This window comes from uncultured Fibrobacter sp. (genome assembly GCF_937877005.1).
Classification (GTDB): domain Bacteria; phylum Fibrobacterota; class Fibrobacteria; order Fibrobacterales; family Fibrobacteraceae; genus Fibrobacter.
In genome coordinates this window covers 1-15,936 of sequence record NZ_CALEFV010000049.1, presented here as the reverse complement: position 1 = coordinate 15,936, position 15,936 = coordinate 1, and the positions used below count along the sequence as shown (strand labels likewise).

The following is a 15,936-nucleotide window of genomic DNA, read 5'->3' as shown; positions in this document are numbered from 1 at the left end:
GAATGTCATAACTTTTTTTATTTTTGGATAGGACAAAAGGATGAGTAATGTTTCTAAAGTCGTTTCTGAGTAAATGCAGTCCCTACCTCTGCATGGCATTAATTGCTGTCATCGTGCAGACTGTCATGCTGGTCTTGTTTTATTGCCTCCCGGATCCCTTGGGTCTTTCAATGGCAGAAATGTTTGAAGGAAAGACTCTTTGGCAAGTTTTCATGGCCTATGGCGCAATCCTTGTGATGGCCGCCCTTTTCGGCTTTGCCCGTGCACCTCGCGGACTTGCCGTATTCTATGCGCTTTACTTTTTCGTGGCGGCGGCGGATTATGACGTGTTCCGTTTTTCGCACCAGCGTCTTTCGTATTCTTTTCTGCGTACCTATTTTCACATTTCAAATATTACCGATGCGACCACGGTTTCAACACTCGGTGGCGACCTTGTAGGAACCATTTCCTGGCTGGTTGTCGTATTTGGATGCCTTGGCGCAGCTGCCGTTTACGTGGTCCTTTATACATGGCGTCTGCACAAGATGCGAAATCTTTTAGTTCTTGACAATCGTGATCGCGCATGGCGCCCTGCTTCTAAGAAAGTTCCGGTAATCATGTTTGCGGTGGGCATGGCTCTTTCTATTACGCCACTCGTGCTGTTTTTGACAGGAACGCGCGGATGGATCGAAATCCCCGTAACGCATACGAAAGTCGATATGCGCTTTACGCTTGGAAAACATACGCTGACGGCTCCGGTTTTGCATATTGCGGCCGTGGAAACGTTCGAATTTTTCCACGATAATGCAAAAATTACCGAGGAACTTGTCCGTGACCTGGATGCCTTCTTGCCCGAAAGCTTCGTAAAAAATCGTCCGAATACGATGCAATATCCCATGTATCGTAGTGCCCCGATGCAGGAATACAAGGCTCATAGACCATACAATATCGTATTCATCATGGGCGAGTCCTTCAAGGGCCGTATTTTCAACCGCATGCTTTCTGGCGATACGCTTCTTGCTCCGAATATCTGGAAACTGGCAACGGGCGGTTACTTTGCCAAGGATTCCGCTGGCAATACGCTTGGTGGTGGACTTTGGTTTAAGCATGCCTATAGTGGAGGGTATCCGACGGTTCGTGGAACCATGTCGACATACTTGGGCTTTCCGTCTCATCCGAATCGGGATGTGCCTAGTTTCTATGCGGCCAATAAATTCAAGGGATATCCGGAATTTTTGGAGGGATATTCCAAAAAGTACATGACGGTCTCAAATCCGATTTTTGACCATACCTTGCCTTTTGTTGAAAAGTTTTTTGGCAAGGAATGGCATTTGCCTGCCGAAGAAACGGTGGAAGGAACTGTCGATAGTCTCGGCGTTGACGCAGCCTTGAAACTGCTAAAATCCCAGCCGACAGACAAGCCTTGGCTGCTTGCTTTCAATACGATTGCGTCGCACATTCCGTTCTATAATTATCCGGTCGCCTTTGCCGAACAACCTGACGATGCGATGGTGCGTTACAGGAACGCCATTCGCTATACCGACACACAACTCGGCCGCTTCCTGGATTCGCTTTCGGTTCGTTCCGATTTTGAAAATACTGTGATTTTTGTCTTGGGCGATCATGATACGCCAGTGGATTCCGTGGATTACCGGGTGCCGCAGCCCTTGGGCCTTTCGGCCTCGCAGATTTTTATCGGCATATTTTCTGCAGATACAGCCTTGTTCAAGGGGCTCATGATCCGCGAAGATGTCGCATCTCAGCTAGATCTTGGACCGACGATTTTTGACTTGGCGAATGTTCGTGAACCGAATCATTTCTGGGGCTATGACCTGCTGACGGAAGAACGCCCTGCTGAACAGCCTTCGGTATTCTTTTCGCAGAATGCCTATTACCTAGGTTTTCGCGACCACGTGCTGACTGGCGGTCTTGAAAACGAGGATGTTTACCGTGCATCATCCGGTGGCGAGAGCCCTTATAGCATCACGACCGATTCGACAGATCTTTCCTGGAAAGAGAAGGCAGTGGGGGCCGCCCGAATTGTACGCTCCGTACTACGCAATGATGTCATGATGCCTTAACATTGTTCCGTTTGTCGGTTAGTTTGGCTTGTTTGTCCGTTTTTGATAGAGAAAGCGGACTATTTTTTTTATATTGGCTTCCATGGTTACGAAAAAAAATCTGATAGAACGCTTCTCGAATTGGTATATTCCTCTTATCTGTAGACACCAGTACAAGGCTTTGGCCTTTTATTTGGTCTTGGCGATTCTATGCGCCATTCCTATTCTTTTCAAGCCAGGGCTCAAGCTAGATGCGGATCTTTCTCACTTGCTTCCCGAAGATACGCCGAGCGTGAAGGCTTTGGAAGAATCCTATCTGCGATTTGGTTCTACAGATAAGTTCATGATTGCCATCCAGAGTGAAGATGTGAACCTGGTGGTTGCCCTTCAGGATTCTATTGCCGCCTATATTCATAAGAATTGGGAAGGGGACTATGTTTCAACTCAGGTTGATAACGACAACCAGTTCTTCAAGGACAATGCGCTCCTTTATTTACCGGTCAAACACTTGGAGAACCTCCGTGACAACCTCGAGGATTTACAGCTTGAAATTGGCCGCAAGAATGGACCGTTGGTCGTCGATTTGTTGGGTGATTCAACGGATGGCTCTGCAGCGACTGCGTCGGATACGGCAAAAAAGGAACGCATCTGGTTCGACGAGAATTTGCCTCAGGAACTTGGCTTGCCTGACGAGGCCGTGAGCGCCTTTGCCGCGTTTTTCAAGAAAGATAAGACCGATTCGACGAATGCCATTGCTGCTTCTGAGGCCGAAGAATGGAACCCGAAATCGACGATCCCTTCCGAACTCAAGAACCGCCTGATAGGTTCTCCGCGTCCAGACAGTACAGGAAAGATTCTTTTCAATGGAGTGGTGAATGCAAAACTCGTCAAGCCATCAACCGATTACGAATTCGTGACCCACATTCTAGCTCGCACCGATTCTCTGCTTGCCTATTTTAGTTCCAAGACCTATCCTGTACCGACCCGCTTTACGGTGGAAGGAACCTATGAAGGCCTCAAGGAAGTCGATGAAGTCGCAAATGATTCCGTATTCTCCTTTGCCATTAGCCTTGTATTGATAATCTTTCTTACGATATTCTTCTTCAGGAGCGTCAAGGGGCCTATTCTTGTGACGGCTTCGGTTCTGTATGCCTGTCTTCCGACGCTAGCCTTTACGGCTCTTTTCTACGGAAAGTTGAATCCGTTCACAGTGTTTGTGGCGTCGATTATTCTCGGTATCGGAATTGACTATTCAATCCACATTTTGGGAACCTCGCAAAAGCTTTTGAACAAGTGTGCTACGCTCGAAGAGGTTCTCGAGACTGCGCAACGCAAGATGCTCAAGCCTTTTATTCTAGCGAGCTTTACGACGATTGCCGCGTTCCTTACGCTTTTGGCTGCGCATTTCCGCGGTTTCTACGAGTTTGGCGTTGTGGCATCAATGGGTGTGCTGTTCAGTATGTTGACCTCGGTGCTGTTCCTTCCTGTGCTCGTGAAGTGCATGGGTGGCATTCCCAAGGCTCCCGACAACACCTTGCTGCCTAAGTCCTGGGATGACGCTCAAATTCTCAAGTTCTTCAAGTATGTCGCCTTTGCGGGTTTTGCCTTGGGTGCTGTTTCTCTCTGGTTTGCCCAGGATGTTGATTTTGAACATAATTTGCGCAACTTGCGCCGCGTTTCGACAGCGACCAAGGTGGCCGACAACAAGATTTCTACTAAGGTGACGCGTGCGACAGGCAAGGCCGTGACTTCGACACCGGCTGCCGTGATGGGCTCTAAACCCGAACAGCTGGACAAGCTTTACGATACGCTCATGGTGCGCTTGCATGTGGAAAAGGATTCGACGCTCGGAAGTTTTCTCACGCTAAAGAGCTTCGTGCCGCCGCAGGACTCGCAGAAATTGCGTCTCGAAGTAATCGAGGAAATCCGTGAACTCGCCGAAGCCCGCGTCTTTGACCGTGCTACGGGAGATGATTCCGTTAACGTGCAGAACTTGCGCAAGCTTTCGGCTGTTGAAAAAACCTTTACCGCCGAAGATGTTCCGAGCTGGACTCTGGACCTGCTTCGTGAAAAGGATGGCAGTTATGGAAAGATTGGCTTTATTTACGGAGATTTCCCCAGCTGGGATGCAAAAGCCTTGCATCGTTTCCAGGAACGTTATGGACATTGGAATTTCGATGGAGAAAATCTTCGTACTTTCTCGTCGCAGTTTATCCTCTCCGATGTGATAGACTCCGTGAAGAAGGATAGCTTTAGACTGGCTCTCGTGATAATCCTCGTGATTTTTGGCACGCTGGTGATTTCTTTCCGCAAACCGAAACTCTTCCTTGCAGGGAGCATCTCGTTCGGCATGGGAACGCTTTTGACGCTCGGTCTCCTTGGTTTCCTTACCGATATGTTCGAGTTCGGAAAAATCAGTATCTACAACGTGATTGTGATTCCGATGACACTCGGTATAGGTATCGATGCAACCATCCACATGATTACCTCGTGGATAAGCGACAAGAACATGACTCTCCGTCAGTTGATGGATACAACTGGACGTAACGTGATGGCGAGTTCCACGACTACCATAGCAGGTTTTGTCGGATTCCTCTTTACGACTCACCGCGGTCTCAAGGGCATCGGTGATCTGGCCTGTATTGGTATTGCGATGTTTCTTGTGACAAGTATCATTTTTACCATGTATCTGTGCGGATCCTGGCTCAAGAAGAAGGAATAGATTTGCCGCAAAGGCGGACTGCCAATCGGAATCTTTTTTATTTTTGGGCGGATAATTTTATAGACAAGGCTAGAAAGGATGTTTAAAGTTGGTTTTGATAACGACGCGTACCTCAAGACGCAGTCCGAAAAGATTGCCGAGCGCATTGCGAAGTTCGGCGGAAAACTTTATCTGGAATTTGGCGGAAAACTTTTCGACGATCATCACGCATCACGCGTATTGCCGGGTTTTGCTCCTGACAGTAAGATTCGTATGCTCGAAAAGCTCAAGGACAAGGCCGAGGTGATTATCGCCATCAATGCTGGCGATATCGAAAAGAACAAGGTTCGCGGTGATCTTGGAATCACCTATGACATGGATGTGCTTCGATTGATCGATGCTTTCAGAGGCTATGGCCTTTATGTGAGCAGCGTTGTGCTGACCCGCTGGCAAGAACAGCCGAGTGCGATTGCCTATCAGAAAAAACTTGAAGGTTTAGGTCTGAAAGTCTATCGTCATTATCCGATTGCGGGTTATCCAAGCAACATACCGTTGGTCGTGAGCGATGACGGTTACGGTAAGAATGAATTTGTCGAGACATCCCGAGAACTCGTGGTCGTGACGGCTCCGGGGCCCGGAAGTGGAAAGATGGCCGTATGTCTTTCTCAGATTTACCATGAAAACAAGCGCGGCGTAAAGGCCGGTTATGCCAAGTTTGAAACTTTCCCCATCTGGAATATTCCGCTTAAGCACCCGGTGAATCTTGCTTATGAAGCTGCCACGGCAGACCTGAACGATGTCAACATGATAGACCCGTTCCATTTGGAAGCTTACGGCAAGACGACAATCAACTATAACCGCGATGTGGAAATCTTCCCTGTTTTGAATGCTCTCTTTACCCGTATTCTGGGCGAATCTCCATACAAGTCTCCGACGGATATGGGCGTGAACATGGCGGGGAACTGCATCATTGACGACGATGCTGTTTGCGAAGCGGCCAAGCAGGAAATAATTCGCCGCTACTATAATACGCTTTGCGATGTTCGTAAGGGCAATGCGGATAAGGAACAAATTTATAAACAAGAATTGATCATGGAACAGGCCCAGATCAGTACGGCGGACCGCCCGGTGATTGCTGCTGCGGTTCAGAAGGCGGAACTGACTAATGGTCCGGCGGTAGCCATTCAGCTGAATGATGGTGTGATCATTTCTGCAAAGACATCATCTTTGCTAGGAGCCTCTTCAGCCATGTTGCTCGACGCCCTGAAGCACTTGGCGGGCATCCCCGATGAAGTTCGCCTGTTGTCTCCGATGGTGATTGAACCGATTCAGAGCCTCAAGACGAAACAGCTTGGTCACAAGAACCCCCGCTTGCACATGGACGAAGTCCTGGTGGCGCTCTCTGTTTGCGCCCTGACCGATTACAACGCAAAGATTGCACTTGAAAAATTGCCGGAACTCCGCCACTGCGAAGTGCATTCTAGCGTGATTCTTTCGCAGGTTGATGTGGGTGTTTTCCGTCGTCTGGGTGTGAACCTGACTACGGAACCGGCGTATCAGTCAAGTAAATTATACCACGGCTAAGCTTCGTCTAGCTTCGTTCTCGGCCCACTCGCTGTATTATTTATACAGCGTCGCGCTATACTCGCTATCCAATATCCTAGAAAAATGTTGTAACATGAAAAAAGTCGCGATTATGTCGCGACTTTTTCACTTGTATGCAATGACTTTTTTTCGTGGAAGAATTACTTCTTCTTGGAAGCCTTCTTGCTAGAAGATTTCGGGGGGTGTACCGCAATCTTCTTCACGCTCTTGTCTTCGGCCTTGGCGAGCTCGGCTTCTTCGGCTTCGAAGATAGCCTGAGCTTGGCGGAGTGCGTCAGTCGGGTCGATTTCGATTGCTTCGGAGGCTTCGTCCACGAGTTCTGCGAAGTCATCGTACCAGTCGGCGAAGATTTCCACTTCGAGGTGGTCGACCCCGGGAACGGTGAGGCGCGCGCCGCAGGCTTCGCCCACGCGGTCGAGGTACTTGGCCATCTGCGGCTTGAGGAGTGTGAGGTCGAGACCATCGAGATCTTCGGGTTCAAAATAAACTCCGTCGACATCGCTGTCGTCGTCCTTGGCCTTCTTAGACTTTTTGCCTTCGCACTTGCCGCACTTGCACTGGCCGCTGCAGCATTCGTCGTTGCCGTATAGCGCCATGTATTCTTCGTCGTCCATGCCGCTGTCGTAGTAGAATTCGTCTTCTTCAAGGTACAGGGTTTCGACAAAGATTCCCTTGGCGCCGAGCGTCTTGGCTGCGGCGATGAATTCCTTGAGGTCGCCGCCGAAATAGCGGGTGGTTTCCATGTCTTCGTTCAAGGTCTGAACGGGAATGGGGGAGAGCTTCTGCTTCTTGAGGTAGTCGCAGATTTCGTCACTGATGGATTTCTGAGTCTTTGCCATGGGGCCTCCTATACGTGATACTTCTTCAGGCTCTCAGCCTTTTCATTGATGAGCTTCATGATGCGGGCCACGGCTTCGTCACCGCGGGCGGTATCCTTGACGCTGGTCATCGGCTGGAAGAGCGGGCTGTTGAACATGGTTCCCAGAGGAATAGGGTTCTTGCGGCAGAAGGTCGCTTCTACGTAGTCGCGGGCGGCGTCCTGCAGGTCGTCGCACTTCTGGAATTCGCCCTTCTGGAAAGCCTTGTACAGGTCCACGAAAATCTTGGCCGCTTCGGGGATGTTCGCCGTTGCGCTCACGAGGCCCGTGCCGCCCATTTCGAGTAAGTCTGCGAAGAGACCGTCTTCACCGCTCATGACGGCGAAGTCCTTGCCCTTCGTTTCCTTGATGACGCGCATGGTGTCTTCGTGGAACTTTTCGCCGATGCGGAAATCGACCGCCTGCTTGAGTCCGATGATGTTCTTGTCTTCGGAAAGGGCGATGAGGGTGTCGGGGTGGACGTAGCTTGCGGTACGGCCTGGCACGTTGTAGATGATAATCTTTGCGCCCGTTTCGGAGCTGAGCGTCTTGAAGTGCTTCTCGATGCCTTCCTGCGAGGGGTTGTTGTAGTAACCCGTGACGCAGAGGACCGGGACTTCCGCAATCTTCAGGACTTCTTCGATCATCTCGACGGATTCGCGGGTGCAGTTGCTGCCGGCACCTGCAATCACGGGCACGCGGCCGTCCACGTAGTCCAGCGTGAACTTGATGATGTCGAGGTGCTGCTTGTGGGTGACCGTCGCACTCTGGCCCGTGGTACCCACGGGGAGAATGCCGGAAACGCCAGAAGCGATAAGGTCGTCAATCATATGCTCCATCTTCTTGTAGTCGACGGAGTTGCGGAGACACTTGGGATCGTCGTCCATCAGCGGGGTGAACAACGCGGGGAAAACACCAGTAAGTTGAGAAGCGTTAGTAATCTGCATAGTGCCTAAAATATATAAAAGTAGGCAATAGGCAGTAGGCAGTAGGCCGTAAATTGTTGTGGTTATTTCAGAAATTTAGAGCAAATGCTCCGCCGTAAGTTTTGTTTATCGGGTCTATAATTGGGGCTACTTGTTCAGATTGTACTGGTACAGTTGTTTATAGTAGGCGGCAAAATCGACTTCCTGTTTTACTGGGGGCTTGTTTTGGGCAAAACAGAATGTTGAGAGGAAAATCAAGGAAAAGAATACTTTGTATAAAAAATGATTCACATCCGTAATTTAACAAAATCTGTAATGTGATTTTGTGGGGGCGTTTACGGGGTGTGTTCCCCCTTTAAATCCTCAAAAAACTCGTCTCACGCCTCTTTTTCTATCGTCAATCGTCTATCGTCTATCGTCTTTTTTCTAAATTTTCCGCGTTAAAACTTAAAAGGAACCGTTATGGAAAACATTACGCAGATTTGGAAAAAGATTCAGTCCCCCGAATTCAACCCGGCTACCGATATGGGCCTGGTCGAACAGGTAAAGCAGGTCGCACTGACCTCCCAGGAGCCCGCCAAGGTGAGCTTTGGTACTTCTGGCTGGCGTGGCGAAATCGGTTCCGAATTTACGCTCCGCAACCTCCAGGTGGTGGGTGCGGCAATCGTCCGCCTCTATAAGGAAGCAACTCCTGAACTTTTTGAAGCTCTCGGCGTGAAGGACTTTGCCGAACTCCAGAAGCGCGGCGTGGTCGTGGGCCACGATAACCGCCTGCTCGGTCACGAGTTCTGCGAAGCCGTGGCTGACCAGTTTGCGAAGGCCGGCGTGAAGGTCTACTACGGTGGCGAAATGCCGACTCCGGAATTCAGCGCCTGCATCGAGATGCTCGGTGCCGCTTGCTCCATCAACATGACTCCGAGCCACAACCCGAGCCATTACAACGGCATCAAGTTCAATCCGGCCGATGGCGGTCCTGCCGGTCCGGAAATCACGAATGTGATTACCAAGCTCAGCAACGAAATGATGGCCACCTGGAAGTTTGAACCGGTAGGCAAGGTTGACTGGGAAATCATCGACTCCCTCAAGATTTACAAGGAATTCCTGGTCAAGCAGGGCACCATCAAGTTCGACCGCATCAAGGACTTCATCAAGAAGGGCCGCCTGACCCTCGTTTGCGACCATGTGCACGGTTCTACCCGTCGCCGTCCGGCAGCTCTCCTCGACAATCCGGAATGCCTCATTACGCTCCGCAACGAAGACGACTCCCTGTTCGGCGGTATCGCTCCGGAACCGTCCAGCAAGAACCTCGAAAAGGTTCGCAAGGTGTTGGACGAAAGCAAGTCCTGGTTCCGCCTGGGTGCCATCTTCGACCCGGATGGCGACCGTATCCGTTTCTATGACGGCACCCGCGAAATCGACATGAACCAGTTCGGCGCTATCGCTTTCCATTACATGGCTACCTGGCGCAAGGAACAGGGCTGTGTCGCCAAGTCCGTCGCGACCTCCAACTTTGTGAACATCATCGCCGAAAAGCTCGGCGTGCCCGTGATGGAAACTCCGGTGGGCTTCAAGAACTTCCGCCCGTGGCTTTCCCGCAACGCGAAGCAGAAGGCTCTCGTGGCGTTCGAAGAATCTGACGGTATTTCGGGCCTCAACAACACGCTCGAAAAGGATGCCCAGTTCGGCCTCCTCATCGCTCTTGAAATCATGGCGGTGACGGGCAAGAACCTCGGCGAATACCTCGACGCCCTGTACGAAGAATACGGCCGCTTCTATCCGACCCGTTCGGGTTTTGAAGTGGATAAGTCCCTCGTTGGCGAACCGCTTAAGGCCAAGGTGAATGCTATCGCTGATATCGCGAAGCCGGGTGCAAAGGTCATGGTCGGTAACAACGAAAAGACCGTGAAGCAGCTCCTCACGCTCGACGGCGTGAAGATTATTTTCGACGACGACTCCTGGATGCTGGTGCGTCCGTCCGGTACCGAACCGAAGGTTCGTATCTATACGGAATGCCGCAACCCGGATGAAAAGGACCCGATGTTCGAGGCTGCCAAGGCTCTGTTCTTCAAGAATTAATAAGCTTTTCAAGGGAGGTTCCTATGAAAAAACTTATCGCTTTTCTCTTTTTGGCTTTTGCTGTCGTTTGTTCGGCGCAGTCTTCGATTAAGCCCGAGTTCCAGGCTTTTTCTGGGGCTCTTCTTAAGCTGAAAAAAGTCGAAAAGGGCTATCACAAGTTCCGCATGACGGTGGATGTCGCTCCGTGGGCTTTCCAGGCCGATGGCGAAGTCCAGGCTCCTGGTGGTGATCCGGAAGCATTGATTACGGGGCTTTTCGACGGAGAAGTTTATGCCGTGCTCGCTTATGTTCCTTCTACGGCGGCAGGTTCCGACGGTAAGGAATATCAGGTGGGCTTCTTCGACATGATGCTCTATTTCGAGGAAGAACCGACCAAGATCCGTAACTTACGCTTCAAGTTGCTTCCGCCCGCCAATGATGAATGGGCTATGGGTATCTTGAAGGATGCTCTTGAATCGGGATCCCTTATTGGTAATGTCTGGGGCGGCAAGTACGAGAAGGCCATTACCAAGGCCTCCGCCGATCCGCTTGACAAGGCGAAGCTTCGCGCTCTGCAGAAGAAGAGCGGTAAGTCTTTGGACGATAACGATGGTACTATTACCAGTCGTAAGCGCCGTGTCGAGGCAGACGAAGAAGTTGCCCCGAAAAAGAAGAAGGCAAAGACTATTTCGGATGATGACGACGGCACTATCAACAAGCGTAAGCGCCGTGTTGATGATGACGACGACGATTCTCCCAAAAAGAAAAAGAAGAAAAAGAAAAAGGCTTCTGCCGCCGATGAATGTGACGATCCTAGCCTCTCGGTCAAGGAACGCCGTCGCTGCCAGTTGAAGTATAAATAGCAGATTTCTAATTATATCGAAAAATCCAACTAGAGGTAATCTATGTCCGGTCACTCCAAATGGGCCACCACCAAACGCAAGAAAGCCAAGACTGACGTTGCTCGCGCCAAGGCTTGGAACAAGTTGATCAAGGAAATCTCCATTGCTGCTAAGCTTGGCGGCGGAAACCCGGATGCGAACCCGCGTCTGCGTGCTGCAATTCTCAAGTCCAAGAGCCAGAGCCTTCCGACCAAGAACATTGAAAGCGCTATCGCCAAGGGTACGGGCGCCAACTCCGGTACCGAAATGACGGAACCGCTGTACGAAGGACGCGGCCCGGGTGGCATTGCCATCATGGTGCAGTGCCTGACCGACAACAAGGTCCGTACTGTTGCCGAAATCCGCAACATCTTCAACAAGAACAACGGCTCCATGGGCGAATCCGGTTCCGTTTCTTGGGCATTCACCTACAAGGGTGTGATTATTGTTGACGCTGAAAAGTATCCGGAAGACCAGGTGATGGACCTCGTGCTCGAAGCCGGTGCCGAAGATATGGCTACCGAAGATGGCGTGCATGAAATCTCCACCAGCCCCGAAGCGTTTGACGCCGTTTCCAAGGCTCTCGAAGCAGCTGGTATCGAAATGATGAGTGCCGAAATCACCTACGTCGCTAACGACCCGGTGAAGCTCGGTCACGAAGATGCCCAGAAGCTCCTGAAGCTTATCGACAAGTTCGAAGATCACGACGATGTCCAGGATGTTTATCACAACGCCGAAATCGACGAAGCCGACATGGACGAGTAGTTCGAACCGAAGGACTTAAAAAATTAAAACCGATTGCCTGCCGCAATCGGTTTTTCTGTATCAAGGGGTTATTCCCATTTAAAGAAATGAACTATCTATAGTCCCTTTTCGAGGCTGTAGTCCGAAATTTTCAGCAGGGTGTCGATGATTGTTTTCAGGCGCTCCGCCTCCCTTGGATAGTCGGCGGAGATGTCCTTTTCCTGGTGCAGGTCGCCTTCGGCAAATAGATAAGTTTCGTTCATGCTCGGGTATTTCGTGACAAAGCGTTTCCCGTCCATTCCGAGAGCGGCATATCCGGAGTAGGCGCCCAGGGAAAGGCCCTTGCGGGGAGCCTGTGTCGAATCTGCCTCGCGTAGCAGGTTATGTCCCATGAAAATATTCGGAACGGCGAAACCGGCCAGTTCAAGTATCGTGGGGGCGATGTCCATCTGGGCGGCTGTTGTCGTGTCTAGCGAGTAATCCAGCCCTTCGCCGTGGATAAAGAAGGGAATCCAGCTGATATTTGAAAAACCGCCTCCGTTCATGGTGGAAACGCCGTTCTCGCCAAGGGGAAATCCATGATCGGCCATCACGATTACATAGGTGTTCTTGTACCAGTCTTCGTTTTCAACTGCGCGGATGAAACGGGCGAGCTGTCTGTCGGCGTAACCCATTGTCACGTTGATGCGTTCCTGTAGAGGTTTGGCTTTCTGTTCGTCGGTCATGCCTGCAGCAAAATTGAACGGGTAGTGGTTGGAACGTGTCATGAGTGTCGCGAGGAAGGGCTTGCCATTTTTGGAAAGCGTATCGCGAACATATTCAATGGCGTGGTCCATGAAGGTGGAGTCGTCTTCTCGTTCGCGGCTGTAATGCTGCTTTGTGTACCATTTGGACATCCAGACGCCCAGATTGTCCCAGGCGGGGTCTGCGGCGGACATATAGTGCGTGCTGTAGCCGTTTTCGGTCAGAACGGACACGAAGCTTGGCAATGTCACATGGGCCAGGTCCGTAGCTTGCGCAAGGCGAGTGTGGTGAGGAATGCCGAGATGCGTCGAAAGTACGCCGCCCGTCGTTGGCACGCCGCTTGTGTGCATTCGTGTCCATACATGAGAATGTGCAGCTAGAGAGTCCATGAAGGGTGTTGGCGAGGGCTGAATCAGCGGATTCATGTAGCCTATGTTGAGCCCGCGTTGCGATTCCATGAGCACAAGGATAAAATTGGGCTTTTTCTCGCGCTGGACCTTTAGTTTTTCGCTTTGTAGCAATGCTTGCGTCGGTATGCGGTACAGCGGAAGCCTGTTGCCTTCTTCGGAATCGGAGAACTGCCAGAGCGAGTCTCCTTGCACCTTTTGCCATAGATTTTGATAGGTAAGACGGTAGGCGCCAAAATCGGCGTCCGAAAGTCCGGCCACTCTTTCTGCAGCGAACAGATCATTGTAGATAAGCGATACGACGGGGCGCAGCTTCGTCATGCGTGCATTTCCCGTCCAGATAAAGTAGATGAACGAGTACGAGGCTATGTAGAAGATTGCCATGACAATAACAGACTTTCTCAAATAGAAACCCTCGTTCGGGCGGTACCACTTGCATAAAAGTCGGTAGAATGCATAGGTCAGCGGAAGCATTGCCACAAGGATTACGAACTGCAGGTAGGGTACGGAAAGGTCGTTGGCGACATAGTCGTAGAATACGATAATTGAAGAGGTGTCCTTATAGGTATTCACGAGACCAAAGGTCAGATGACCGCCCAGAAATCTCTGCGTTTCGTTGTCGAGAAGCGTGAGTGGTAGTAACACTCCATGGAATGTCGCGTAAAGAATGGTCGTCATCTTGACGATTATCGTTTTTCCCGAAGAAAAACGGTAGAGAATTCCACCAACGATCAAAAATATCGCGAGCGCATTGCAAATCCACAGAAAGTCAATGCAGATGGCATGGAAGATGAACCAGTCTGGTTTCGATACGAACGGGAATCCGTACGGGTTGCTACGGAACAGGAGCAACACCCGCAGGACGATGTGCATGGCCCATGCCGCGAGTGATATCAGGACTAGGTTTTGAAGCGGCGCTAGGTTTCGGCCGAGAGCCTTGAGCAAATTCGCGAGTTTCTGTTTCATTATGTACTAGAATTCAAAGTCAACGGCGCGGCGTTCGGTTACGACTTTTTTTACGAACGAAACGATGGCCAGGTGCTCGGGATGATTCTGGTATATGTCGAGAGCCGCCTTGGTGTGGAATGTCGTGTCGAGGGCGATGTCGTATTCCATGTCTCCGTTTCCGAGTTCAGTCTTGTTGAAATTGAGACCCGATTCGATGCTCAGGAGTCCAGGAATCTTTCCTGCGAGTGCATGGAATGCGTCGACCATCTTTTGGCCGTTTTCCTTGGCAGAAGCACCTTCGGCTTCGGTTTTCAATTTCCAGAATACGATGTGACGAATCATGATTTCCTCTTTTGCTTTTCAAGTTGCTTGTAAAGATCGAGCTGCCGCTTGAAACAGTCGGTCCAGCTGAATTTTTCGGCGTACTGTCGCGCATTCGCCTTCTTTTGGCGAAGGTCCGAGTGGTAAAGTTTTACGATGGCATCGGCGAGTGCTTGCGGGGTGCGGTTTTCAAGCGTGAACCCGGCTTCGGAATTTCGGACATGTTCGGCCGCGGCGCCGGTGGCGGCGCCGATCTGTGCGTTGCCGCAGGCCATGCTTTCAAGAATGGATAGCCCGAAGGTTTCCCAGCCCGAAAGAGCTAGCCCGATGTCGACACTTGCGTAATGTCGCGCCATTTCATCGATCGAAGTGATGAATCCTGCGTATTGCACATGCGAAAACTTCTTGACGGCATCTTCGACTTGTGGCAGATAGGGCCCTGTTCCTGCAAAAACAAGCGTCGGTTCTGCGCCGAGTTTCTCGGTCAGTAGCGGATAGGCTCCGAGTAAGAGTTCGATGCCCTTCTCTTCGCAGAAACGATGTGGAAAAAATATTGTGAGCCTGTCGGGGTTGCCGTCCTTCAGCTTTTTGACCAGTTCCTCATCGCGCTTTTGCGGCGAGAACATTTCGATGTCGCAGCCCAGCGGAATCCAGTGCGAATGGGGAAGCCTGTTACGTTCGAGACGCTGCAATACTTCGTTGCATGAGACTTGGATGCCGTCATAATGCCTGAATTCCTGCCTTGCGTACCAGAATGCGAGTTTCTTTCCGATAACTCCGAGCGCCTTGCCGAACTTGTTTGCAATGGGACGCTGTACATAGGTCACAGGAAAATCCGCGTGCCAGAAACTTAGGAGGACTGCATCCGGCACAATTTTGCGGGCTACGTGTCGCACGATGGTTGGTAGTATGTAGGGAGAACCGACTTCGATGACTTGAGGTTTGTACTTTTCGAGCACGGGTCTTATCTGGGAAGGGTGCCACATAAAGCGGTATTCCCATTTTCCGGGAAAACGGAAGGCTTCTACATGTTCGATAATGAGGCTTTCGCTGCGGACTTCCGTAAAAGTCTTCGAATCCGGCATTACGAATACGGATACAACTGAATCGTTTGGATCTCTTTCTCGTGCCTTTTCGTAAAAGGCCATTTTTTGCAAATGATAGCGACGGACGCCCCCTCCTGAGGGGCTCCAGAAGTTATTGAAATCGACGATCGTGAACATTAGAGATACTGTGCGGGAGCGTCCGGAGCGGCTGTCTCTTCCTGCATCCTGTTGGACAGGGCGTCGATGGAAAGCGTTCCTTGGTACAGTTGATTGTTGCCTAGTCGTTTGGAGTCGACATTCAGGAACAGGTTCCCGCCCTTGGATTCAAGCCAGTAGATAGCGTCAGAATCGCGCAGGTAAGCCCTGGGACCAATCAGGCCTTGTTCGGAATCGATTAGTTCTCCACCAAGGAATAGCGGAATGTCTAGCGCCTTGTACAGGTCAAGGATGACTGCAGAGCGACGCTCGTGAATGTCGGAAAGATCTTCGTGGTCAGAGACCTTCAAGTGGTCGAGGCCATCAACGATGACGACTAGATTTGGATGCTCCTTAACTTCTTCCTTCAGTGTCGCAAGTAGTTCCTTGTTGTCGAAGGTCGGCTGGTCTTCCCAGATTTCAAGACGGTTGCTACGTACATAGCCCATGAGCTCGCGAGTTGCCTC

11 protein-coding genes and 1 pseudogene are annotated in these 15,936 nt (G+C 50.8%); 6 read left to right on the top strand and 6 right to left on the bottom strand.

The features are described 5' to 3' along the window. Positions 1–92 precede the first annotated feature (92 nt). From Q0628_RS02825 to Q0628_RS02815, 3 genes are all read left to right on the top strand, one after another. Complete coding sequence (locus Q0628_RS02825; RefSeq protein WP_298768059.1) at positions 93–2,060, top strand: sulfatase-like hydrolase/transferase; 1,968 nt, start codon at positions 93–95, stop codon at positions 2,058–2,060. Between the two features lie 82 nt (positions 2,061–2,142). Beyond that, positions 2,143–4,761 carry an MMPL family transporter gene (locus Q0628_RS02820; RefSeq protein ID WP_298768058.1) on the top strand — a complete coding sequence of 873 codons (2,619 nt, stop codon included), beginning with the start codon at positions 2,143–2,145 and terminating at the stop codon, positions 4,759–4,761. A gap of 78 nt (positions 4,762–4,839) precedes the next feature. Continuing rightward, positions 4,840–6,324: a DUF1846 domain-containing protein gene (locus Q0628_RS02815; RefSeq protein ID WP_298768057.1), complete on the top strand. Its 1,485-nt coding sequence runs from the start codon at positions 4,840–4,842 to the stop codon at positions 6,322–6,324. 161 nt (positions 6,325–6,485) lie between these two features. Here Q0628_RS02815 and Q0628_RS02810 read toward each other — a convergent pair whose 3' ends face one another. Next, positions 6,486–7,184, bottom strand: a complete 699-nt coding sequence (locus Q0628_RS02810; protein WP_298768056.1) for a hypothetical protein — start codon at positions 7,182–7,184, stop codon at positions 6,486–6,488. A gap of 8 nt (positions 7,185–7,192) precedes the next feature. Next, a complete protein-coding gene (gene dapA, locus Q0628_RS02805; RefSeq protein WP_298768055.1) occupies positions 7,193–8,149 on the bottom strand; it encodes a 4-hydroxy-tetrahydrodipicolinate synthase in 957 nt (318 codons plus the stop codon). 441 nt (positions 8,150–8,590) lie between these two features. Here dapA and Q0628_RS02800 point away from each other — a divergent pair, with 441 nt between their 5' ends. From Q0628_RS02800 to Q0628_RS02790, 3 genes are read left to right on the top strand one after another with little or no spacing between them, the layout of a single operon-like run. Then, positions 8,591–10,204: a phosphomannomutase gene (locus Q0628_RS02800; protein WP_072976861.1), complete on the top strand. Its 1,614-nt coding sequence runs from the start codon at positions 8,591–8,593 to the stop codon at positions 10,202–10,204. Between the two features lie 23 nt (positions 10,205–10,227). Next, positions 10,228–11,046, top strand: coding sequence for a hypothetical protein (locus tag Q0628_RS02795; RefSeq protein ID WP_298768054.1), 819 nt, complete (start codon positions 10,228–10,230; stop codon positions 11,044–11,046). Between the two features lie 42 nt (positions 11,047–11,088). Then, the gene (locus tag Q0628_RS02790) at positions 11,089–11,829 is read left to right on the top strand and encodes a YebC/PmpR family DNA-binding transcriptional regulator (protein WP_298768053.1); all 741 of its coding nucleotides are present in this window, start codon (positions 11,089–11,091) and stop codon (positions 11,827–11,829) included. Positions 11,830–11,924: 95 nt separating this feature from the next. Here the strand turns inward: Q0628_RS02790 and Q0628_RS02785 are convergent, their stop codons facing one another. The 4 genes and pseudogenes from Q0628_RS02785 to Q0628_RS02770 all read right to left on the bottom strand — a co-directional run. Then, the gene (locus tag Q0628_RS02785; RefSeq protein ID WP_298768051.1) at positions 11,925–13,925 is read right to left on the bottom strand and encodes an LTA synthase family protein; all 2,001 of its coding nucleotides are present in this window, start codon (positions 13,923–13,925) and stop codon (positions 11,925–11,927) included. A 6-nt stretch (positions 13,926–13,931) separates the two neighbouring features. Continuing rightward, a complete protein-coding gene (locus Q0628_RS02780; protein WP_298768050.1) occupies positions 13,932–14,249 on the bottom strand; it encodes a Dabb family protein in 318 nt (105 codons plus the stop codon). Further along, positions 14,246–15,451: a glycosyltransferase gene (locus tag Q0628_RS02775; protein ID WP_298768048.1), complete on the bottom strand. Its 1,206-nt coding sequence runs from the start codon at positions 15,449–15,451 to the stop codon at positions 14,246–14,248. Before Q0628_RS02775 ends, Q0628_RS02780 begins: the two co-directional genes overlap by 4 nt. After that, positions 15,451–15,936, bottom strand: a pseudogene (locus tag Q0628_RS02770) (DNA primase); the annotation flags it as partial. The pseudogene Q0628_RS02770 and the gene Q0628_RS02775, both read right to left, overlap by 1 nt.